The sequence below is a fragment of the Streptomyces sp. S063 genome (assembly GCF_002832675.1).
In the GTDB taxonomy this organism is placed as follows: Bacteria; Actinomycetota; Actinomycetes; order Streptomycetales; family Streptomycetaceae; genus Streptomyces; species Streptomyces sindenensis.
On the sequence record NZ_CP021707.1, the window covers coordinates 3,214,655 to 3,234,833 of the forward strand.

A 20,179-nucleotide genomic window follows, 5' to 3' on the forward strand; every position below is an offset into this window, starting at 1 on the left:
CTGGCGTGGAGTGCGGACTAGCTGTTGTTGTCCGGACGGTCCTCGGGGATCGCCTCGGTGGACGGGGCGATGTCCTTGGTCAGGTCCGCCGTCGGGGCGATCTCCGGCGGGGTGGCCGAGCCGTTGGCGCTGCCGTTGGTGAGGGCCAGCTCCTTGGGCGAGAGCACCGGGGGACGCGTCGACGGGGTGCGCCGGGCGGATCCGGTCCAGGCCGGGCGGGCCGGGCGCTTGACGATCGGGGCGAAGATCTCGGCGATCTCGTCCTTGCCCAGCGTCTCCTTCTCCAGCAGTTCGAGCACCAGGGCGTCGAGGATGTCGCGGTTCTCGACGAGGATCTCCCACGCGTCGTTGTGGGCGGTCTCGATGAGCTTCTTGACCTCCTCGTCGACCAGGGCCGCGACCTCTTCCGAGTAGTCGCGCTGGTGGCCCATCTCTCGGCCCAGGAAGGGCTCCGAGTTGTCGCCGCCGAACTTGATCGCGCCGAGACGCTCCGTCATGCCGTACTGCGTGACCATCGCGCGGGCCGTCGCCGTGGCCTTCTCGATGTCGTTCGCCGCACCCGTCGTCGGGTCGTGGAAGACCAGCTCCTCGGCCGCGCGCCCGCCCAGCATGTACGCCAGCTGGTCGAGCATCTCGTTGCGGGTCGTGGAGTACTTGTCCTCCTCCGGCAGCACCATCGTGTAACCGAGGGCGCGGCCGCGGGAGAGGATCGTGATCTTGTGGACCGGGTCCGACTGAGGGGAGGCCGCCGCGACCAGGGCGTGTCCGCCCTCGTGGTACGCGGTGATCTTCTTCTCCTTCTCGGACATGATCCGGGTCCGCTTCTGCGGGCCCGCCACGACGCGGTCGATCGCCTCGTCGAGGCTCTCGTTGTCGATGAGCTTCTTGTCGCTGCGCGCCGTCAGGAGCGCCGCTTCGTTCAGCACGTTCGACAGGTCGGCGCCGGTGAAGCCGGGCGTGCGCCGGGCGACGGCGCCGAGGTCGACGCCCTCCGCGACGGGCTTGCCCTTCTGGTGCACCTTGAGGATCTCCAGGCGGCCCTGCATGTCGGGGCGGTCGACCGCGATCTGCCGGTCGAAGCGGCCCGGGCGCAGGAGCGCCGGGTCGAGGATGTCCGGGCGGTTCGTGGCGGCGATCAGGATGACGCCGCCCTTCACGTCGAACCCGTCCATCTCGACGAGCAGCTGGTTGAGCGTCTGCTCGCGCTCGTCGTGACCGCCGCCCATGCCGGCGCCGCGGTGGCGGCCGACGGCGTCGATCTCGTCGACGAAGACGATCGCCGGGGCGTTCGCCTTGGCCTGCTCGAAGAGGTCACGCACGCGGGAGGCACCGACACCGACGAACATCTCGACGAAGTCGGAACCGGAGATCGAGTAGAACGGGACGCCCGCCTCGCCGGCGACGGCGCGGGCGAGCAGCGTCTTGCCCGTACCGGGCGGGCCGTAGAGCAGGACGCCCTTGGGGATCTTGGCGCCGACGGCCTGGAACTTCGCCGGCTCCTGGAGGAACTCCTTGATCTCGTGGAGCTCCTCGACGGCCTCGTCGGACCCCGCCACGTCGGCGAAGGTCGTCTTCGGGGTGTCCTTGGTGATCAGCTTGGCCTTGGACTTGCCGAACTGCATGACCTTGGACCCGCCGCCCTGCATCTGATTCATCAGAAACAGGAAGACGACCACGATGAGGACGAAGGGCAGCAGCGAGAGGAGGATCGAGACGAACGGGGACTGCTTCGACGGCGAGACGGTGTAACCCTTCTCGATGTCACCCGCCTCGAACTTCGTCTGCAGCGTGTCGGCGAGCTCGACGCCCTGGTTGCCGATGTAGCTCGCCTGGAACTTGCTGCCGGACTCGCCTTCGAGCTTCTGGCCGTCCTTCAGTTCGATCTTGAGGATTTGTTCGTCACCGGTGGTCAGCTTGGCCTGCTCCACCTGGTCCTTGCTGATCGCCTGGATCACCTTGCCGGTGTCCACCGTCTTGTAGCCGCCCGACGAGCCGACGACCTGCATCAACACGACCACGGCGAGGACGGCCAGCACGATCCACATGACCGGCCCACGGAAGTATCGCTTCACGTCCATCCATACGGAGCGAAGACGCCCCGTCCCTCCTGCCCGTAGGTAAATGCTGCTGTTTGAAAAGAGTGTTCTTCGGACGGTACCTCAGCATGGGCACCAGCGACCGCTGGGTGCAGCGGAGAAACCTGCTTTCGAAGCTCCAACGGCCCGGAGGCGGTGAGGGTTCCCCGGCGGCCCGCCCGGGGGTCAGCCGCCGTAGACGTGCGGGGCCAGTGTCCCGACGAAGGGCAGGTTGCGGTACTTCTCCGCGTAGTCCAGCCCGTAGCCGACGACGAACTCGTTGGGGATGTCGAAACCGATCCACTTCACATCGATCGCGACCTTTGCGGCATCCGGCTTGCGCAGGAGTGTGCAGACCTCCAGCGAGGCCGGTTCCCGGGAGCCCAGGTTGGACAGCAGCCAGGACAGCGTCAGTCCGGAGTCGATGATGTCCTCGACGATCAGGACGTGCTTGCCCTTGATGTCGGTGTCGAGGTCCTTGAGGATCCGCACGACGCCGGAGGACTGGGTGCCCGCTCCGTACGAGGAGACGGCCATCCAGTCCATCGTGACGGGGGTGGACAGCGCGCGCGCCAGGTCCGCCATGACCATCACCGCGCCCTTGAGGACGCCGACGATCAGCAGGTCCTTGCCCGCGTACTCCGCGTCGATCTTCGCGGCCAGCTCGACGAGCTTCGCGTCGATCTCTTCCTTGGTGAGGAGCACCGACTGAAGGTCGGTACCCATGTCCTTCTCGTTCACCCACGTCTCTTTCTGTGCTGCCGACGCCCCGGTCCGCCGGTCCGGGTGTGCCCGGGCCGGCGGCGGTTCGTCTGCACTTCAGCCGCTCGCGCGTCAGCTCTGCCGAATGACCAGTCTGCCACCCTGCCGCAGCGCCTCGACGCGGCCGGGCAGGTTGATGGCCCGCTGGCCGCGCCAGCCGGTGATCAGGCGGTCGACTTCTTCGAGGTGCCGGGCGAAGAGGGAGCCGGCGGGTGCCCCGGCCTCGATCAGGGCGCGGCGCAGCACCCGGCGGCGTACGGCGGGGGGCAGGGCGTAGAGCCCCGCGCACTCCAGGCGGCCGGTCTCGTCGCGTACGGACAGCTCGGCCTCGGCGGCCCAGGTGTCCAGGGCGTCGGCGTCGTCGCGGGAGAGCTGGGCGGTGCGGGCGAGGGCTTCGACGACGCCCTTGCCGAGCGCCTTCTCCAGGGCGGGCAGCCCTTCGTGGCGGAGCCGGGAGCGGGTGTAGGCGGGGTCGATGTTGTGCGGGTCGTCCCACACGGGGATCGACTGGACGAGGCAGGCCTTGCGGGCGGTCTGCCGGTCGAGCTGGAGGAAGGGGCGGCGGTAGCGGCCGGCCGGTCCGGAGGCGGCGGCCATGCCGGAGAGCGAGCGGATGCCGGAGCCGCGGGCGAGGCCGAGGAGGACGGTCTCGGCCTGGTCGTCGCGGGTGTGGCCGAGGAGGACGGCGGCGGCGCCGTGGCGCTCGGCGGCGGCGTCCAGCGCGGCGTAGCGGGCGTCGCGGGCGGCGGCCTCGGGGCCGCCCTCGCGTCCGACGTGCACGGCGACGGCCTCGACGGGGTCGAGGTCCATGGCGGTGAGCCGGGTGACGACCTCGGCGGCGCGGAGGCCGGAGCCGGGCTGGAGGTTGTGGTCGACGGTGATGCCGCCGGCCCGGACGTCGAGCTTGCGGGCCTCGAAGGCGAGCGCGGAGGCGAGCGCCATGGAGTCGGCGCCGCCGGAGCAGGCGACGAGGACGAGCGGGGTGTCGGGCCGTTCGGGGAGGGCGGTGCGGGAGCCGCCCGCGGCGGCCTCGGCGTAGGGGGAGCCGACGGCGTGCGCGGGGCGCCGGGCCGCTTCGGCGGGCCGGTCGGGGCCGGCGTCGCGCTGGAATTCGGTGATGACGTCGTGGAGTACGCGGCGGACCGCCAGGCGTATCGCCGCGACCGCAGGATGGGGACCCATGTCCGGTGCCCTTCGTGGAGTTCGGGAGGAGCGTTGAGCGCCGGAACGCGTGAGTCCCGTCACTCAGAGTGCGTCGATGGTGACAGAGGCAAGCTGTTCATCGAGCATTGCACGCCTTCCCGGGCCTCCATGGTCCCTCGGATGGGTGATTGGGGGGCGAATATCGGTCCTTCGGGACTGCCCGGGGCGCCCGGTGGTCAGGATTCGGCCTTACGGTGCACGCGCGCGACCCAGTCGGCGGGCTTGGCGATCTCCGCCTTCGTCGGGAGGGTGTTGGGCGAGGTCCAGACGCGGTTGAAGCCGTCCATGCCGACCTCGTCGACGACCGACCGTACGAACTTCTCGCCGTCCTTGTACTGGCGGAGCTTGGCGTCGAGGCCGAGGAGCTTGCGCAGGGCCTGGTCGAGGCGGCCGGCGCCCTGGGCGCGGCGCTGCTGGAACTTCTCGCGGATCTCGGAGACCGAGCCGACGACGTCGGGGCCGACGCCGTCCATGACGTAGTCCGCGTGCCCTTCGAGGAGCGACATGACGGCGGTGAGGCGGCCCAGGACCTCGCGCTGGGCGGGGGTCTGGACGATGTCGACGAGGCTGCGGGTGTCGCTCTCGCCCTGTTCGCCCTCGGGACGGCCGCCGGAGAGGGACTGTGCGGCCTCGCGGAGGCGCTCCAGGAAGGTCATCGGGTCGACGTCGGTCTCGTCGAGGAACGACTGGATCTCGCCCCGGAGGTGGTCGCGGAGCCAGGGCACGCCGGTGAACTGGGTGCGGTGGGTCTCCTCGTGGAGGGCGACCCAGAGTCGGAAGTCGTGCGGGTCGACGTCCAGCTCGCGTTCGACATGGACGATGTTGGGCGCGACGAGCAGGAGCCGGCCGCCGCCGTCGGCGGACGCGGGCAGTTCCCGGGTGGCCGGGGCGAACGTCTCGTACTGGCCGAGCACCCGGGAGGCGAGGAACGAGAGCAGCATGCCCAGCTCGACGCCGGTGACCTTGCCGCCGACCGCGCCGAGGACGGCGCCGCCGGGTCCGCCGGAGCGGCGGCTCTCCATCTTGGCGAGCAGGGGCTGGAGGAGTTCGCGGAAGCCGGCGACGTTGGCCCTGATCCAGCCGGGGCGGTCGACGACGAGGACGGGGGTGTCCTCGGGTTCGGTTCCCTCGGGGATCATCCGGGTGAAGAGCCGGACGTGCTCCTCGGAGGCCTTGGCGTGCCGCCGGAGCTCCGCGACGACGGCGCGGGCCTCCTCGCGGCTGATGTCGGGCCCGGGCCGTACGAGCCGGGTCGCGGTCGCCACCGCGAGATTCCAGTCGACCATCTGGGCACCACCGATGCTCGTCATGCGTCAACCGTACGTGAGCCTGTCGTCCCTTGGTGAGGTCTTGGGGACGCCTTGCCGGTCAGGCGCCCCCCGCACCGCTCCTCGGGTCGGGGCCCCGTGCTCAGCCGCCCGTTCCGGCGACGGCGGTGGCCAGGGCGTCCAGGGCCGGCTCGGCCTCTCTCGCGGTCAGGCTGCCGGAGGCGAGGAAGGCGAAGGCGAGCAGCCGGCCCTGGCGGTCGACGACGGTGCCGGCGAGGGAGTTGACGCCGAAGAGGGTGCCGGTCTTGGCGCGGATCAGGCCGGTGCCCTCGGCGTCGGGCGCGTACCGGTCGCCGAGGGTGCCGCTGAAGCCCGCGATCGGGAGGCCGGTGAGGACCGTGCGGAGTCCGGGGCGGTCGGGGTCGGCGGCGCGGGCGAGGAGGGCGGTGAGCAGGGCGGGGGTGACCCGGTCCGCGCGGTCCAGGCCGCTGCCGTCGGCGAAGTGGGCGCCGGCCACCGGGACCTCGAGCTTCTTCAGCTCGTTGGTGACGGCGCGGCGGGCCCCGGCGAACGAGGCGCTCTCGCCCTTGGCGATGGCGGTCTGCCGGGCGAGGGCCTCGGCGATGTCGTTGTCGCTGTTGGTGAGGGTGCGTTCGACGAGGGCGGCGAGCGGGGCCGAGCGGTGGGTGGCGACGGTGCGGGCCTCGTCGGCCGCGCGGGCCTCGCGGGGGGCGCCGGTGACCCTGACGCCCGCCTTCTCCAGCGCGGCGGCGAAGGTGCGGGCGGCGTCGCCCGCGGGGTCCTCGGTGCGCTTGGCGGGGCCGCGGTCCGTGTCGTTGACGCGGCCCTCGTTGACCATCAGGGCGGTGACGGGCGCGATGTTCTCGTTGGGGCTGATCGGGTGGAGCACGGGGCCGGTGTAGCGGGAGACGTCGTACGTGAGCCGAACGGAGCCCCGGTCCTTCTCGCGCAGGGCGTCGGCGGTGTCGGCGGCCATCTCGCGCAGGGCCGCCCTGCTGAGCGTGGGGTCGCCGCCGCCGACGAGGGTGACGGTGCGGGAGTCGGGGGACAGGGCGGCGGTCGTGGCGATGCGGTGGTCGGGGCCGAGGACGGAGAGGGCCGCGGTGGCGGTGGCGATCTTGACGGTGGAGGCCGGGGTCATCGGGGTGGTGGCGCCCTGCCCGTACAGCTGCTCGCCGGTGGCGGTGTCGATGACGGAGGCGGCGACCTTGTCCCCGAGTCCGGGGTCCCCGATGAGCGGGGCGAGGGTGTCGCGGAGTGCGGCGGGGTCCTGGGGGGCGTCGTGGGTGGTGGTGCCGAGGGCGGGCAGGACGGCCGGGGCGCTGGGGGCCGGGCGGGGGCCGTCGGGCGTCGGGCGGCCGTGATGTGCGCCACCTGTACGGTCACCGGCGGCTGCGAGTGCCCGCTCGGCCTTACGCTGACCGTTGTCCCAGGGGCCGGCGGCGAGGACGGCGCCGGCGGCGACGACCAGGCCGAGCGTGGCGGAGCCTGCGATCACCTGCCAGGTGTACGCCCCGTTGCGCTTCTTCGTCAGGATCTTCGGCCCGCCCCACGGGTCCGAGGGGCGCATCGACGGTTCTTCCACCTGCTCGGCCACCGCTGACCAGCCCCTTTCGCGAGCACACTTCTGCGTGGGGGACACTTAATCACCAGTCGTATGTGTTGATCATGGAGGAGCCACCCGTGGAGTTCGACGTCACCATCGAGATCCCGAAGGGTTCGCGGAACAAGTACGAGGTGGACCACGAGACCGGTCGGATCCGCCTGGACCGTCGACTCTTCACCTCGACCAGCTACCCGGCCGACTACGGCTTCGTCGAGAACACCCTCGGCGAGGACGGCGACCCGCTGGACGCGCTGGTCATCCTGGACGAGCCGACCTTCCCCGGTTGCCTCATCAAGTGCCGTGCCATCGGCATGTTCCGGATGACCGACGAGGCGGGCGGCGACGACAAGCTGCTCTGCGTCCCGGCGTCCGACCCGCGCGTCGAGCACCTGCGCGACATCCACCACGTGTCGGAGTTCGACCGCCTGGAGATCCAGCACTTCTTCGAGGTCTACAAGGACCTGGAGCCGGGCAAGTCCGTCGAGGGCGCCGACTGGGTCGGCCGCGCCGAGGCGGAGGCCGAGATCGAGGCATCCTACAAGCGTCTTGAGGCGCAGGGCGGCGCGCACTGACGTCCCTCTTCCGGTTCCGTCCGTGAGCCGGACGGCCGTCTCCGAACGGGCGGTACACCTTCGCGGGTGTGCCGCCCGTTTCGCTGTCCGCACTTCCACGCGTGCGGGGCCCATGGCGGTGGCCATACTGGGCACACGTGCGGCGGGGCGACCCCCAGTGACGTGCAGTCGAGCAGGAACGAGGTCGAGTGGTGGCGGAACCGGGCGGTCCTGAGGACCAGAAGCCCCAGTCCGACGAGGCGCGGAGCGCTTTCGCTCCGCCCGCCGGGACGATGCATCCGGTCTCACCGCCCGAGGAGGACCATCCGACGTCGGAGTTCGCGCTCCCGACCGGGGTGCAGCAGGAGCCGCCCGGTCCGGCCGGCCCGGGCGGCGGTTCGGGGGGCGGTTCGAACTCCGACACGCTGAGTTCCGCTTTCACGCCGCCGAGCACCTACCGGGCCCAGCAGTCGCCGCCCGTCTTCACCCCGGCGCAGGGCATTCCGATGGTCAAGCTGACCAAGGAGGCGCCCTGGCAGGACCGGATGCGCACGATGCTGCGGATGCCGGTGACCGAGCGTCCGGCGGCCGAGTCGATCCAGCGCACCGACGACGAGACGGGTCCCGCCGTGCCGCGCGTGCTCGACCTGACGCTGCGTATCGGGGAGCTGCTGCTGGCGGGCGGGGAGGGCGCCGAGGACGTCGAGGCGGCGATGTTCGCGGTGACCCGGTCCTACGGCCTGGACCGCAGCGAGCCCACGGTCACCTTCACCCTGCTGTCCATCTCGCACCAGCCGTCGCTGGTCGACGACCCGGTAACGGCGAGCCGTACCGTACGCCGCCGGGGCACCGACTACACGCGGCTCGCGGCGGTGTTCCGGCTGGTCGACGACATCACGAGCACGGACACCGAGGTGTCGCTGGAGGAGGCCTACCGGCGGCTCGCGGAGATCCGCCGTAACCGTCACCCGTACCCGGGCTGGGTGCTGACGGCGGCCGCCGGGCTGCTGGCCGGTTCGGCCTCCGTGCTGGTCGGCGGTGGGTTCCTGGTGTTCATGGTGGCGGCGGCGGGCGCGATGCTCGGCGACCGGCTGGCCTGGCTGTGCGCCGGGCGCGGGCTGCCGGAGTTCTACCAGTTCACGGTGGCCGCGATGCCGCCCGCAGCGATGGGGGTGGCGCTGACGCTGACCCATTCGACGGACGTCCGCCCGTCCGCCGTGATCACCGGTGGGCTGTTCGCGCTGCTGCCGGGGCGGGCCCTGGTGGCGGGGGTGCAGGACGGGCTGACCGGTTACTACATCACCGCCTCGGCCCGGCTGCTCGAAGTCATGTACTTCTTCATCGGGATCGTCGCGGGCGTGCTGATCGTCCTGTACCTGGGGCTCCAGCTGGGGGCGCAGCTCAACCCCGAGGCCCGGTTCACGCCGTACGACGAGCCGGTGGTCCAGATCCTGGCGTCGATGGCGCTGAGCCTGGCCTTCGCCGTGCTGCTCCAGCAGGAGCGGTCGACCGTGCTGGCGGTCACCCTGAACGGCGGCGTCGCCTGGATCATCTTCGGGGCGATGGCCCGGACCGGGGGCATCTCACCGGTCGCGGCGACGGCGGTGGCGGCCGGGCTGGTCGGCCTGTTCGGCCAGCTGTTCTCGCGCTACCGGTTCCACTCCTCGCTGCCGTACATCACGGCGGCGATCGGGCCGCTGCTGCCCGGTTCGGCGACGTACTTCGGTCTGCTGGGCGTGGCGCAGAACGAGCTGGTCACCGGGCTCACCTCGCTGTCCACTGCGGTCGCGACGGCGCTGGCCATCGCGATCGGGGTGAATCTGGGGAGCGAGATCTCGCGGCTGTTCATGGGGCTGCCGGGGGCGATCGGCGGGGCGAGCCGCCGGGCGGCGAAGCGGACCAGGGGGTTCTGAGGGGGCGGCGGCGGTCCAAGGCCCTCCCCTCTCGTACGGGTCCCCGCGACGCGCCGCCTAGGATGGTCGCCTGCTCCCCTCAGCGGCCGGAAGCCGATCCGTGGCAGAGAGCCGTCAGTCGAAACAGGAGATCATGGCGAAGCCAGCCGGTCACCACGTCTTCAACGCCTTCCGTGGCGCTCTCATCGGCACGGCGGAGGCCGTCCCCGGCGTCAGCGGTGGCACCGTCGCACTGATCACCGGCGTGTACGAGACGCTGATCGGCGGCGCCGGTCACCTCACCAGCGCCCTGCGGATGGCCGCGACCGATCTGCCGCGCGGCCGCGGGGCCGCGCGCGCCAGGGCGGAGCTGAGGAACGTCGACTGGATGGTCCTGCTTCCCCTGCTGGCCGGTATGGCGGTGGCCCTGGTGCTCGCGGCCAAACTGATCGCGCCGCTGGTGGAGGAGCATCCTCAGTCCGCCTACGCCCTGTTCTTCGGGCTGGTGCTGGCGTCGCTGTGGGTGCCGTACTCGGGTTCCGGCCAGCGCTGGAGCGTCGGGAACTACGCTCTCTGCGTCGTCGTCGCGGCGGCCGCCTTCACGCTGACGGGACTGCCGCCCGGCGAGATGCCGACCCATCCGGTGGTGGTCGCGCTGTCCGGTTCGATCGCGATCTGCGCGCTGGTGCTGCCCGGCATCTCCGGTTCGTTCCTGCTGCTGACCATGGGGCTGTACGAGCCGACGATCGACGCCGTCAACGAGCGTGACTTCGGTTATCTCGCCGCCTTCGCGCTGGGCTGCGCCGTGGGGCTGGCGCTCTTCGTCAAGCTGCTGAAGTGGCTGCTGGAGAACCACCACCACATGACGCTGGTCGTGATGACCGGCCTGATGGCCGGTTCCCTGCGCGCGCTGTGGCCGTGGCAGGACGATGACCGCGGGCTGCTCGCGCCCAGCGGCTCGGTCGGACTGAGCATCGCCCTGTTCGCGCTCGGCGCCGCCGTGGTCGTCGCCGTTCTGGTGGTGGAGCACCGGGCGCAGGCCAGGCTGGCCAAGGAGACGGAGCAGCCCCCCGCCGCGCCGAAGCGCGGCCGTCACGCGCGCACGTGATCCCGGGCCCCGGGCGGGGCTGAATCCGGCGCGCCGGGCCCCTGGGGCGGGCGGCTCGCCCGCCCGCTCCGCCCACGGCCCTGCCGGATCCCGGCCACGGGCGGCAGCGCGGAGAGCGGCGGGATCAGGGCCGTGACGGCTCAGCGACGTCGAGGCGTTATGCCCGGTTCGCGAATTCTGTGAACCTAGGGTGAGCCGATGACCGCCCCGGAATCCCCCGCACCCCCGCACCCCGCTCCCGCCCCCGCCCGGCGGCTCGCGCTGCTCGCCCTCCCCGCGATCGCGGTCGGCGTCGCCTGCGCGCTGATCCTGCTCGGGGTGAGCCTCCTGGCCGAGCAGCTCCAGGACGTGCTCTGGGAGTCCCTGCCCTACGCGCTCGGGGTGGGGCGGTTCTCCTCGCTGTGGATGGTCGCGATGCTCACCGCGACCGGCCTCGCGGTGGGGCTCGCCCTCCGTGCCGTGCCCGGTCACGGCGGGCCCGATCCGGCCACCACCGGGCTGGTCGACGCCCCGATGCGGCCCGGCGTCGTCCCCGGGCTGCTCCTGGTGACGACCCTGGCGCTGGCGGGCGGGGTGAGCCTCGGGCCGGAGAACCCGATCACCGCCGCCAACATCGCCCTGGCCTTCTGGCTGGGCCGGCGGTTCGCGCCCGGCGCCCCGGGCGAGGTGTGGGTGGCGCTCGCGGCGGCCGGAACGATCGGGGCCCTCTTCGGCACGCCGGTCGCCGCCGCGCTGATCCTCTCCGAGGTGCTGGCCACGCAGCCGGGCCCCGGGGCGTTCTGGGACCGGCTGTTCGCCCCGCTCGCGGCCGGTACGGCGGGCGCGCTGACCATGTCGCTGATCGCGGAGCCCAGCTTCGACCTGTCCCTCCCCGCGTACGCCGGACCGCACTGGGGCGATCTGCTCTCCGCCCTGCTGATCGCCTCGGTGGGCGCACTCCTCGGGCTGCTCGCGGTGTACGCGTTCCCGGTGGCGCACCGGGTCTTCGCGGCGCTGCGGCATCCGGTGCTCGCCCTGACGGCGGGCGGTCTCGTGCTGGGGCTGCTGGGCGCGCTGGGCGGCCATCTCACCCTGTTCAAGGGGCTCGACGAGGTGAAGACGATCGCCGGGGACCCGGACGGCTGGTCGGCCGGAGAGTTCGCGGGGATGGCGATCGTGAAGATGGCCGCGCTCGTGACCGCGGCCGCCTGCGGCTTCCGGGGCGGCCGGATCTTCCCGGCGGTCTTCGCGGGGGTGTCGCTCGGGCTGTGCGCCCATGCGCTGGCCGACGCGGTCCCCCCGTCACTCGCGGTGTCCTGCGCGGTGCTGGGTGTGCTGCTCGCCGTCACCCGGCAGGGCTGGGTGAGCCTGTTCACCGCGGCGGTGCTGGTCAGCGACGCGTCCGTGCTGCCGCTGCTGTGCGCGGCGACCCTGCCCGCGTGGCTGCTGGTCACGGGGCGGGCCCAGATGCAGCTGGACGCGGATGGCAAGTCGCTGCGGTGAGCCGGGGGCGTACGGAGCGGGCGCGGTGAGCGGGCCGCGCCGATGCGCCGACGGCGTACGCGGTCACGGGGAGGGGCCCGTCCGGCGCGCCGGACGGGCCGAACCTCCGTATCGTCTGATTCGTGCGCTTTGCGCCATCCCGCACCGGTCCCGCTTCGACGGAGGTCCTCCGCGTGTCCACGCCCGTCAATGTCGCCGTCGCCTCTTCCCGGTCGGTGATCAGACGCTCACCGCCGCCCGCGTACAGGCCGAGCGGGTCGTGAAGTTCGCCCGGGCCATCAAGGCGGGCCTGGCCGCCGAGAGCTGACCCCGTCCCCGCGGACGCCCACGGACGCGTACCGACCCCGTCGGCCGAGAGAAGGGCTTTCCCACCATGCCGCTCCACCGCGGTGCCCAACCGGAACATGACGAGCCCTCCGACGAGCGGCGCAGGCTCGCGCTGAACCCGTTCTTCGGCGAGGCGGACCCGACAGCCGCGATGAACACCGCGCCGCCCCGGCACCGGCTCCCCGACGGGCCGCTGCCGCCGATGACGGCGTACCGGCTGGTCCACGACGAGCTGATGCTCGACGGCAACTCCCGGCTCAACCTGGCCACGTTCGTCACCACCTGGATGGAGCCGCAGGCCGGCGTCCTGATGGGCGAGTGCCGGGACAAGAACATGATCGACAAGGACGAGTACCCGCGCACCGCCGAGCTGGAGAAGCGCTGTGTGGCGATGCTCGCCGACCTGTGGAACGCGCCCGACCCGGCGGCGGCCGTGGGGTGTTCGACCACCGGGTCGAGCGAGGCGTGCATGCTCGCGGGGCTCGCCCTGAAGCGGCGCTGGGCCAGGCGGAACGCGGACCGCTATCCGGCGACGGCCCGGCCCAATCTGGTGATGGGCGTCAACGTGCAGGTCTGCTGGGAGAAGTTCTGCAACTTCTGGGAGGTGGAGGCCCGGCAGGTCCCGATGGAGGGCGGGCGCTTCCACATCGACCCGCAGGCCGCCGCCGAGCTCTGCGACGAGAACACCATCGGGGTCGTCGGCATCCTCGGCTCCACCTTCGACGGGTCCTACGAGCCGATCGCCGACCTCTGCGCGGCCCTGGACGCCCTCCAGGAGCGCACCGGCCTCGACATCCCCGTCCATGTGGACGGGGCGTCCGGCGCGATGGTGGCGCCGTTCCTCGACCCGGATCTGGTGTGGGACTTCCGGCTGCCGAGGGTCGCGTCGATCAACACCTCGGGCCACAAGTACGGCCTGGTCTATCCGGGAGTCGGCTGGGCACTGTGGCGCACGCCGGACGAACTGCCGGAGGAACTGGTCTTCCGGGTCAACTACCTGGGCGGCGACATGCCGACGTTCGCCCTGAACTTCTCCCGGCCCGGGGCGCAGGTGGTCGCGCAGTACTACACGTTCCTGCGCCTCGGGCACGACGGCTACCGGGCGGTCCAGCAGGCCTCCCGGGACGTGGCCCGCGGGCTCGCCCGCGCGGTGGAGGACCTCGGCGACTTCCGACTCCTCACCCGGGGCGACGAGTTGCCGGTGTTCGCCTTCACAACGACCCCCGAGGTCCACACGTACGACGTCTTCGACGTGTCGCGGCGGCTGCGGGAGCGCGGCTGGCTGGTCCCCGCGTACACCTTCCCCGCCAACCGGCAGGACCTGTCGGTGCTGCGGGTGGTGTGCCGCAACGGCTTCTCCTCCGACCTGGCCGAGCTGCTGATCGAGGACCTGAAGCTGTTCCTGCCCGAACTGCGGGCGCAGAAGCACCCGGTGAGCCATGACCGGAAGGCGGCGACGGCCTTCCACCACTGAGTCGGCGGCCCGCCGCTACCGGCTCAGCCGCGCGAACTTCCCCACGGCCAGCGGGAAGAACACCACGATGATCGCCACCGGCCACAGCACCGCCAGGAGTTCGGCGTGCTCCGCCGCCCACGAGCCGGAGGCTCCGCCCGGGTTGCCGAACAACTCCCGTACGGCGGTGGCGGTCGCGGACAGGGGGTTCCACTCGACCACCGCGCCCAGCCAGCCCGGCATCGACGCGGGAGTGGCGAAGACGTTGGAGAGGAAGCCGACCGGCCAGACCAGGATCTGGACCGCCGTGACCATCTCCGGCCTGCCCGCCACCATGGCGAGGTGGATGCCGACCCACAGCATCGCGAACCGCAGCAGGAGCAGCAGACCGACCGCTGCCAGCGCGGCCGCCGCCCCGTTGTGCCAGCGCCAGCCGACCGCGTAACCGACCCCGGTCATCACGGCGAGGGAGAGAACCGACTGGAGCATGTCCGCGGCGCTGCGGCCCACCAGCACCGCGCCGGGAACCATCGGCATCGAGCGGAAGCGGTCGATGACGCCCTTGCCGAGGTCCTGGGTGACCGCGAGCATCGTGGCCTCCAGGCCGAAGGCCATGGTCAGCGCGAGCATCCCGGGGACCAGGTACTCGGTGGGGTCGCCCGGCACGCCCCGGCCGCCGCCCACCAGATAGGTGAACATCAGCAGCAGCATCACCGGGAACACCAGGTTGACGAGGACCTCGACGGGCTGCCGGGCCCAGTGCGCCAGTTCGCGGCGGGTCATCGTCCAGGAATCGGCCAGCGCCCAGCCCAGCCGGGAGGCCGCCCCGCCCGGGCCGGGGGCCGTCGTCGTCGCCGCGCTCATGCCGCCACCTCCGTCTTCTCCGTACGCCGCTCCTCGGCGGGCCGCCCGGTCAGGGACAGGAACACCTCGTCCAGGGTCGGGCGGCGCACCGCGATGTCCTCCGCCTCGATGCCCGCCTCGTCCAGTACCCGTACCGTCCGGGTCAGGGCCGCCATCCGGTCCGGGGCGGGCGCGCCGATCCGCCGCCGGTCCGGGTCGAGCGTCAGGCCCTCGCCGCCGAGCAGCTCCGCCGCCCGGGCCAGCCGGGACGCGTCCCGCAGGACGATGTCGACGCGGTCGCCGCCGACGCGGGCCTTCAGCTCGTCGGGGGTCCCCTCGGCGACCGACCGGCCGTGGTCGATGAGGGAGATCCGGTCGGCCAGCTGGTCCGCCTCCTCCAGATACTGGGTGGTCAGCAGCACGGTGGTGCCGCCTCCTACCAGGGACCGCACCGCGTCCCACACCTCGGTCCGGCCGCGTGGGTCGAGGCCGGTCGTCGGCTCGTCCAGGAACAGCACGTCCGGATCGGTGATCAGCGACGCGGCGAGGTCCAGGCGCCTGCGCATGCCGCCGCTGTACTGCTTGACCGCCTTGCGGCCGGTGTCCGCGAGGCCGAACCGCTCCAGGAGCTCGTCCGCCCGGCTGCCCGCCCGGCGGGCGCCCAGGTGGTACAGCCGCCCGAACATCTCCAGGTTCTGCCGTCCGCCGAGCTGTTCGTCCACCGCCGCGTGCTGCCCGAGCAGCCCGATCCTGCGCCGTACCTCGCCCGCCCGCTCGCGGACGTCGAGGCCGGCCACGGTGACCCGGCCCTCGTCGTGGCGCAGCAGCGTCGACACGATCCGTACGGCGGTGGTCTTGCCCGCCCCGTTGGGGCCGAGCACCCCGTGGACGGTGCCGCGGCCGACGACCAGGTCCAGTCCGTCCAGGGCGCGTTTCTCCCCGTACCGCTTGTGCACTCCGTCCATGACGATCGCTTCCGTCACGTTCCCCGCCGCCCTTCCACGCCTTCACAACTCTTGTAGTCAAACTTGACTAGCAGCTCGAAGATAAACCCCGGTCCGGCATTCGTCAAACTTGATTACTCGTGGTCCCCGGGGTCGGGCACCCCGGTGGCGTAGGGGTTCTCCTCACCTTCGGCGAGCACCCCGACGAAGGGGTCACCCTCGCCCGCGAAGGTGTACGCGCCGCCCTCGATACGGGCGATCAGACCCCGGGTCCACTCGGCGCCGCTGTCCGCCGAGCACACCCACAGGTTCATGATCTCGCCGATATGGCCGAGGGATTCGGGCCCCTCCTCGGGGGTGTAGTACTCGGTCACCGTGTCCCGCCACTCGCGGATGCCCTCGATCCGCTCCTTCAGCAGCGCGATCGCCTCCTCGCGGGGCAGGTCCACGATGAAGCCGATCGCCGCCGAGAGGACGTCCATGTTCCGGTCGTAGGAACGGATGGCGTCCCGCAGCAGGGCGCGGTATTCCTCGAGCCCCTTCCCCGTGACCTCGTACTCGGTGCGCGGCGGGCCGCCGGCCGTGGAGGGGGCCGTCTCGTGCGCGAGGAGCAGCCCCTGCTTCGCCATCTGCTTCAGGGCGTGGTAGATCGACCCGGGTTTGGCGTTGGACCACTCGTGCGCGCCCCAGTACTCCAGGTCGTTGCGGACCTGATAGCCGTGCGCGCGGCCGTGCATGCGCACCGCGCCGAGGACCAGCAGCCGGATCGCGGACATGGCACTCCTTCGTATTCAACTTTGACTAGGGTAGCCCCGTCCGCTTGCGTCCGGGCGGCAGGTGTGTCCTCGCGTCCGCACGGCGGAGGCCAGCAGGGCCGCGACCAGGCATCCGGCCGCCAGCGCCGCCCACACCACGTCGTAGCTGCCGGCCGTGTCCCGGGCGGTGGCCCCGAGGAACGCCGACGCGCCCGCGCCCAGTTGGTGGGCGGCGTTCGCCCAGCCGAAGACGACGGGGCCGTCCTCCCCGTACACGCGGCGGGCCAGCTCGATGACGGGCGGCACGGTCGCGACGTCCACGAGCCCGTAGGCCGCCACGAACAGCAGCATCGGGACGGTGACCGTCGAGGCGAACACCAGGGGCAGAGCGAGGAGGGTGAGCGCGCGGACGGCGAAGCAGACGGTGAGCACACGGCGCGGGTCGAACCGGTCGGTCAGCCAGCCGGCCAGCAGCGCACCGAGGGCGGAGAAGATCCCGATCAGGGACAGCAGCGAGGCCGCCGCCGTGGCCCGCATGCCGTGATCGTGCGCGGCGGGCGCCCAGTTGGACCACATGATGCCGTTGGTGGACGCCCCGCAGAGCGCGAACGCCCCGGCCAGCAGCCAGAACGGGCCGGAGCGCGCCGCCCGCAGGAGCACCTTCAGCGTGCGCGCCGCCGCTCCGGCGGCCGGGGGCGGAACCGGCAGGAACTCCGTTGCCCCATAAGGCTTCACGCCCGCCTCGGCCGGGTGGTCGCGCAGCAGCAGGAACACCAGGGCGGCCGCCGCCAGGGCCGCCAGCGCCAGGGTCACCACCGGCGGACGCCAGCCGTGGCGGTCGACGGACCAGGCGAGGAGGGGAAGGAACAGCAGCTGGCCCAGGTGGCTCGCGGAGCTGAGCGCGCCCGTCACCAGGGAGCGCCGCCGGTCGAACCAGCGGGCGGTCACCCCGGCGGCGAACGTCATGGTCAGACAGCCGCTGCCGAGGCCGATCAGCACACCCCAGTACGCGACCAACTGCCACGGCCGCGTCATCACCCCGGTGAGCAGCGCCCCTGCCGCGACCAGCAGCAGCGCGCCCGTGGCCACCCGGCGGGCCCCGATCCGGTCCATCAGCGCCGCCGCGAAGGGGGCGGTGAGGCCGTAGAGCACCATGTTCACCGAGGCGGCGAGCGCGACCTGGCCGCGCTCCCAGGCGTACTCCTGGTGCAGGGGCGTCACCAGCAGACCGGGGACGGTGGTGAACGCGCCCGCCGTGACGATGGCCGCGCCGGCCGCGGCGGCCGTCAGCCATGCGCGGTGGACAGGGGCGGACCCGGTGCTGGTCGAGGTCGAGGAGGTCATACAGGCAGCCTCGCGAGCAGGACCCCGCCCTCACAGTGTCCCGATGGACCAGGTGCGCAAGGATATGGCCATGACGGTCTTCACCCACCCCGGGCGGCACCGGGTCGCCGTGCTCGCCCGCGCGGTCCTGCTCCCCATCGAGCTGGGCATCGTCCACCAGCTCTTCGGCCAGGCCCGGCAGGGGGCGTCGGCGGACGGCGAGCCGTTGTACGAGGTCGCCACCTGCTCCCCCGCGCCCGGCGACGTCACGACGGACGGCGACTTCACCGTGGCCGTCGCGCACGGGCCCGAGGCGCTGGCCGAGGCCGACACGGTGATCGTGCTGTCGTCGTACGAGGACTACGTTCAGCAGACGCCCGCGCTCCCGGCCCCGCTGGCCGAGGCTCTCGCGCTGATCCGGCCCGGCGTCCGGGTGGCCTCGATCTGCACCGGCGCGTTCGTTCTGGCCTCGGCCGGACTCCTCGACGGGCACACGGCCACCACGCACTGGCGGTACACGGAGCTGTTCGCCCGGCTCTTCCCCCACGTCGGACTGGACCCGGACGTGCTCTACACCGACGGGGGCTCCGTCCTGACCTCGGCGGGCTGTGCGGCCGGGATCGATCTGTGCCTGCACATGATCCGGTGCGACCACGGGACGGCCGTCGCGAACGATGTGGCCCGGCGCACGGTCGTACCGCCCCATCGCGAGGGCGGCCAGGTGCAGTACATCCGGCGGCCGGTGCCCGGGCGGTCGGCCCCGGGGACCTCGGCCGCCCGCGAGTGGGCGCTGCGACGGCTCCAGGACCCCATCACGCTGGGGCAGTTGGCGGCCCGGGAGTCGATGAGCGTACGGCACTTCACCCGGCGGTTCCGGGAGGAGTCCGGCCTGACGCCCATGGCCTGGCTGACTCGGCAACGGATCGAGCTGGCCAGGGAGTTGCTGGAGGAGTCGGACACACCCGTGGAGCAGGTGGCCGCCCGCACCGGGCTCGGTACGGCGGCCAATCTGCGCCGGCACTTCCATAAGGCGCTGGGCGTCTCGCCGAGCGCCTACCGCACCACGTTCCGGGGGCCCGGGCCCCGCACGTGACGCAGCGTCAGTACGGGAAGACCGAGCGGCCGTGCTGGATCGACATCCACCGCTGTGTGGTGAACGCCTCCACCACGGCCTCGCCGTTCAGCCGCCCCACCCCGGACGTCTTCTCGCCGCCGAACGCGACCAGCGGATCGTCCTGCACGGTCGAGTCGTTGACGTGGAACATCCCGCTGACGATGCGCTGGGCGAACTTCACACCGCGCTCCGCGTCCCGGGTGTGGACCGCGCCGCTGAGGCCGTAGGGGCCCTCGTTGACGATCCGTACGGCCTCCTCCTCGCCGTCGAACGTCATCAGCAGGGCCACCGGGCCGAGGATCTCCTGCCGAAGCAGCGGGGAGTCCTCCGCGAGCCCGGTGAGGACGGTGGGCCCGACGACATTGCCGACGGTCCGGCCCCGGACGAGGGCCGTCGCGCCGTCCGCGACCGCCCGGTCCACCAGGGCGTCCAGCGCGTCGGCCTGGAAGGCGTTGATGACGGGCCCGATCCGGGTCTCCGGGTCCCTCGGGTCGCCGGCCCGGAGCGCGGCCACCTCGGCGGTGAACTTCGCGGTGAACTCCTCGGCCACGCACCGGTCCACCAGGATCCGGTTGGCCGCCATGCTGACCTGCCCCTGGTGCAGGAAGCGGCTGAAGACGGCGGACCGGACCGCGTACTCGACATCGGCGTCCTCCAGAACCACCAGGGCGCTGTTGCCGCTCAGTTCGAGGATGGTCCTCTTGAAGGAGCCCGCCGCCGTGGCGGCTATGTGCCGGCCGACCCGGTCGGAGCCGGTGAAGGAGATCACCTTGGGCACGGGGTGTTCGATGAACGCGTCGCCTATCTCGGCGCTGTCGGTGATGACGACGTTGAGCAGCCCGGCCGGCAGCCCGGCGTCCTCGAAGATCTTCGCTATCAGACCGCCGCCGACGACGGGCGCGTTCTGATGGGGTTTCACGACGACCGCGTTGCCGAGCGCCAGGGCGGGCGCGACGGACTTCATCGTCACCAGGAAAGGGAAGTTGAAGGCGCTGATGACCCCGACGACGCCGACGGGCAGCCGGTAGAGCCGGTTCTCCCGGCCGTCCCCCACGGCGGGCAGCAGGCGTCCGGTGGGGCGCAGCGCCTGACGGATCGCCTCACGCAGGAACTCGGTGGCGCTGTCGACCTCGTACCGCGCGCGGGGACGGGTGCCGCCCAGCTCGTCGATGATCGCCTCGGCGATCTCCTCGGCCCGCTCGCCGGTGATGCGGAGCGCGCGTTCGAGGACGGCGCGCCGCTCGTACGGGTTGACCGAGGCCCATTCCCGCTGCGCCCGCTCGGCGGCCCGGTAGGCCCGGTCGACCTCCAGCGCGGTGGCCACGGTGACGGCGGCGAGTTTCTCACCGTTGTAGGGATTGAAATCGATGATGTCCCACGAGCCGCTGCCGGTCAGCCACTCGCCGTCGATGTACTGGTGGGCCAGTTCATGGAAGAAGGACATGCAATCCC

16 protein-coding genes and 1 pseudogene are annotated in these 20,179 nt (G+C 72.1%); 7 read left to right on the top strand and 10 right to left on the bottom strand.

What is annotated here, in order from left to right; translation table 11 throughout:
* Positions 1-17 precede the first annotated feature (17 nt).
* The 5 genes from ftsH to dacB form a co-directional block, all read right to left on the bottom strand.
* Positions 18-2,078, bottom strand: coding sequence for an ATP-dependent zinc metalloprotease FtsH (gene ftsH, locus CCZ36_RS14575; RefSeq protein ID WP_069738729.1), 2,061 nt, complete (start codon positions 2,076-2,078; stop codon positions 18-20).
* A gap of 183 nt (positions 2,079-2,261) precedes the next feature.
* Positions 2,262-2,801, bottom strand: coding sequence for a hypoxanthine phosphoribosyltransferase (hpt, locus tag CCZ36_RS14580; protein ID WP_003968263.1), 540 nt, complete (start codon positions 2,799-2,801; stop codon positions 2,262-2,264).
* Between the two features lie 108 nt (positions 2,802-2,909).
* Positions 2,910-4,019: a tRNA lysidine(34) synthetase TilS gene (gene tilS, locus CCZ36_RS14585; RefSeq protein ID WP_069738730.1), complete on the bottom strand. Its 1,110-nt coding sequence runs from the start codon at positions 4,017-4,019 to the stop codon at positions 2,910-2,912.
* Positions 4,020-4,216: 197 nt separating this feature from the next.
* Positions 4,217-5,350, bottom strand: coding sequence for a zinc-dependent metalloprotease (locus tag CCZ36_RS14590; RefSeq protein ID WP_069742450.1), 1,134 nt, complete (start codon positions 5,348-5,350; stop codon positions 4,217-4,219).
* A gap of 100 nt (positions 5,351-5,450) precedes the next feature.
* Positions 5,451-6,926 carry a D-alanyl-D-alanine carboxypeptidase/D-alanyl-D-alanine endopeptidase gene (gene dacB / locus CCZ36_RS14595; RefSeq protein ID WP_206515731.1) on the bottom strand — a complete coding sequence of 492 codons (1,476 nt, stop codon included), beginning with the start codon at positions 6,924-6,926 and terminating at the stop codon, positions 5,451-5,453.
* 86 nt (positions 6,927-7,012) lie between these two features.
* On the opposite strand from dacB, the gene CCZ36_RS14600 reads away from it, so the two are divergent.
* The 6 genes and pseudogenes from CCZ36_RS14600 to CCZ36_RS14625 all read left to right on the top strand — a co-directional run bounded on the left by CCZ36_RS14600 (position 7,013) and on the right by CCZ36_RS14625 (position 13,769).
* Positions 7,013-7,507 (top strand): inorganic diphosphatase, encoded by a 495-nt coding sequence (locus tag CCZ36_RS14600; protein ID WP_003968257.1) that lies wholly within the window; start codon positions 7,013-7,015, stop codon positions 7,505-7,507.
* A gap of 188 nt (positions 7,508-7,695) precedes the next feature.
* On the top strand, positions 7,696-9,399 hold the full coding sequence (locus CCZ36_RS14605) for a threonine/serine ThrE exporter family protein (RefSeq protein WP_128817814.1): 1,704 nt from the start codon (positions 7,696-7,698) through the stop codon (positions 9,397-9,399).
* A 133-nt stretch (positions 9,400-9,532) separates the two neighbouring features.
* Complete coding sequence (locus tag CCZ36_RS14610) at positions 9,533-10,486, top strand: DUF368 domain-containing protein (RefSeq protein ID WP_069738734.1); 954 nt, start codon at positions 9,533-9,535, stop codon at positions 10,484-10,486.
* A gap of 198 nt (positions 10,487-10,684) precedes the next feature.
* Positions 10,685-11,968 (top strand): ion channel protein, encoded by a 1,284-nt coding sequence (locus CCZ36_RS14615; protein WP_128817815.1) that lies wholly within the window; start codon positions 10,685-10,687, stop codon positions 11,966-11,968.
* A gap of 208 nt (positions 11,969-12,176) precedes the next feature.
* Positions 12,177-12,275, top strand: a pseudogene (locus CCZ36_RS35710) (NAD(P)H dehydrogenase); the annotation flags it as partial.
* A gap of 66 nt (positions 12,276-12,341) precedes the next feature.
* A complete protein-coding gene (locus tag CCZ36_RS14625; RefSeq protein WP_128817816.1) occupies positions 12,342-13,769 on the top strand; it encodes a glutamate decarboxylase in 1,428 nt (475 codons plus the stop codon).
* Positions 13,770-13,784: 15 nt separating this feature from the next.
* On the opposite strand, the gene CCZ36_RS14630 is transcribed toward CCZ36_RS14625, so the two are convergent.
* From CCZ36_RS14630 to CCZ36_RS14645, 4 genes are all read right to left on the bottom strand, one after another.
* Positions 13,785-14,612 carry an ABC transporter permease gene (locus CCZ36_RS14630; RefSeq protein WP_128817817.1) on the bottom strand — a complete coding sequence of 276 codons (828 nt, stop codon included), beginning with the start codon at positions 14,610-14,612 and terminating at the stop codon, positions 13,785-13,787.
* A complete protein-coding gene (locus tag CCZ36_RS14635) occupies positions 14,609-15,574 on the bottom strand; it encodes an ATP-binding cassette domain-containing protein (protein ID WP_069738738.1) in 966 nt (321 codons plus the stop codon). Before CCZ36_RS14635 ends, CCZ36_RS14630 begins: the two co-directional genes overlap by 4 nt.
* 95 nt (positions 15,575-15,669) lie before the next feature.
* A complete protein-coding gene (locus CCZ36_RS14640) occupies positions 15,670-16,311 on the bottom strand; it encodes a PadR family transcriptional regulator (protein ID WP_069738739.1) in 642 nt (213 codons plus the stop codon).
* A 15-nt stretch (positions 16,312-16,326) separates the two neighbouring features.
* Positions 16,327-17,634, bottom strand: a complete 1,308-nt coding sequence (locus CCZ36_RS14645) for an MFS transporter (RefSeq protein WP_128817818.1) — start codon at positions 17,632-17,634, stop codon at positions 16,327-16,329.
* Between the two features lie 64 nt (positions 17,635-17,698).
* On the opposite strand from CCZ36_RS14645, the gene CCZ36_RS14650 reads away from it, so the two are divergent.
* Positions 17,699-18,706, top strand: a complete 1,008-nt coding sequence (locus tag CCZ36_RS14650; protein ID WP_128819503.1) for a GlxA family transcriptional regulator — start codon at positions 17,699-17,701, stop codon at positions 18,704-18,706.
* A 7-nt stretch (positions 18,707-18,713) separates the two neighbouring features.
* Here the strand turns inward: CCZ36_RS14650 and CCZ36_RS14655 are convergent, their stop codons facing one another.
* A complete protein-coding gene (locus tag CCZ36_RS14655) occupies positions 18,714-20,171 on the bottom strand; it encodes an aldehyde dehydrogenase family protein (RefSeq protein ID WP_128817819.1) in 1,458 nt (485 codons plus the stop codon).
* Between the last annotated feature and the right edge of the window lie 8 nt (positions 20,172-20,179).

Coding starts and splice junctions, on each gene's coding strand:
- ftsH (WP_069738729.1), bottom strand. CDS start 2,078: ATGGACGTGAAGCGATACTTCCGTGGGCCGGTCATGTGGATCGTGCTG.
- hpt (WP_003968263.1), bottom strand. CDS start 2,801: ATGGGTACCGACCTTCAGTCGGTGCTCCTCACCAAGGAAGAGATCGAC.
- tilS (WP_069738730.1), bottom strand. CDS start 4,019: ATGGGTCCCCATCCTGCGGTCGCGGCGATACGCCTGGCGGTCCGCCGC.
- CCZ36_RS14590 (WP_069742450.1), bottom strand. CDS start 5,350: ATGACGAGCATCGGTGGTGCCCAGATGGTCGACTGGAATCTCGCGGTG.
- CCZ36_RS14610 (WP_069738734.1), top strand. CDS start 9,533: ATGGCGAAGCCAGCCGGTCACCACGTCTTCAACGCCTTCCGTGGCGCT.
- CCZ36_RS14615 (WP_128817815.1), top strand. CDS start 10,685: ATGACCGCCCCGGAATCCCCCGCACCCCCGCACCCCGCTCCCGCCCCC.
- CCZ36_RS14625 (WP_128817816.1), top strand. CDS start 12,342: ATGCCGCTCCACCGCGGTGCCCAACCGGAACATGACGAGCCCTCCGAC.
- CCZ36_RS14630 (WP_128817817.1), bottom strand. CDS start 14,612: ATGAGCGCGGCGACGACGACGGCCCCCGGCCCGGGCGGGGCGGCCTCC.
- CCZ36_RS14640 (WP_069738739.1), bottom strand. CDS start 16,311: ATGTCCGCGATCCGGCTGCTGGTCCTCGGCGCGGTGCGCATGCACGGC.
- CCZ36_RS14645 (WP_128817818.1), bottom strand. CDS start 17,634: ATGACCTCCTCGACCTCGACCAGCACCGGGTCCGCCCCTGTCCACCGC.
- CCZ36_RS14650 (WP_128819503.1), top strand. CDS start 17,699: ATGGCCATGACGGTCTTCACCCACCCCGGGCGGCACCGGGTCGCCGTG.
- CCZ36_RS14655 (WP_128817819.1), bottom strand. CDS start 20,171: ATGTCCTTCTTCCATGAACTGGCCCACCAGTACATCGACGGCGAGTGG.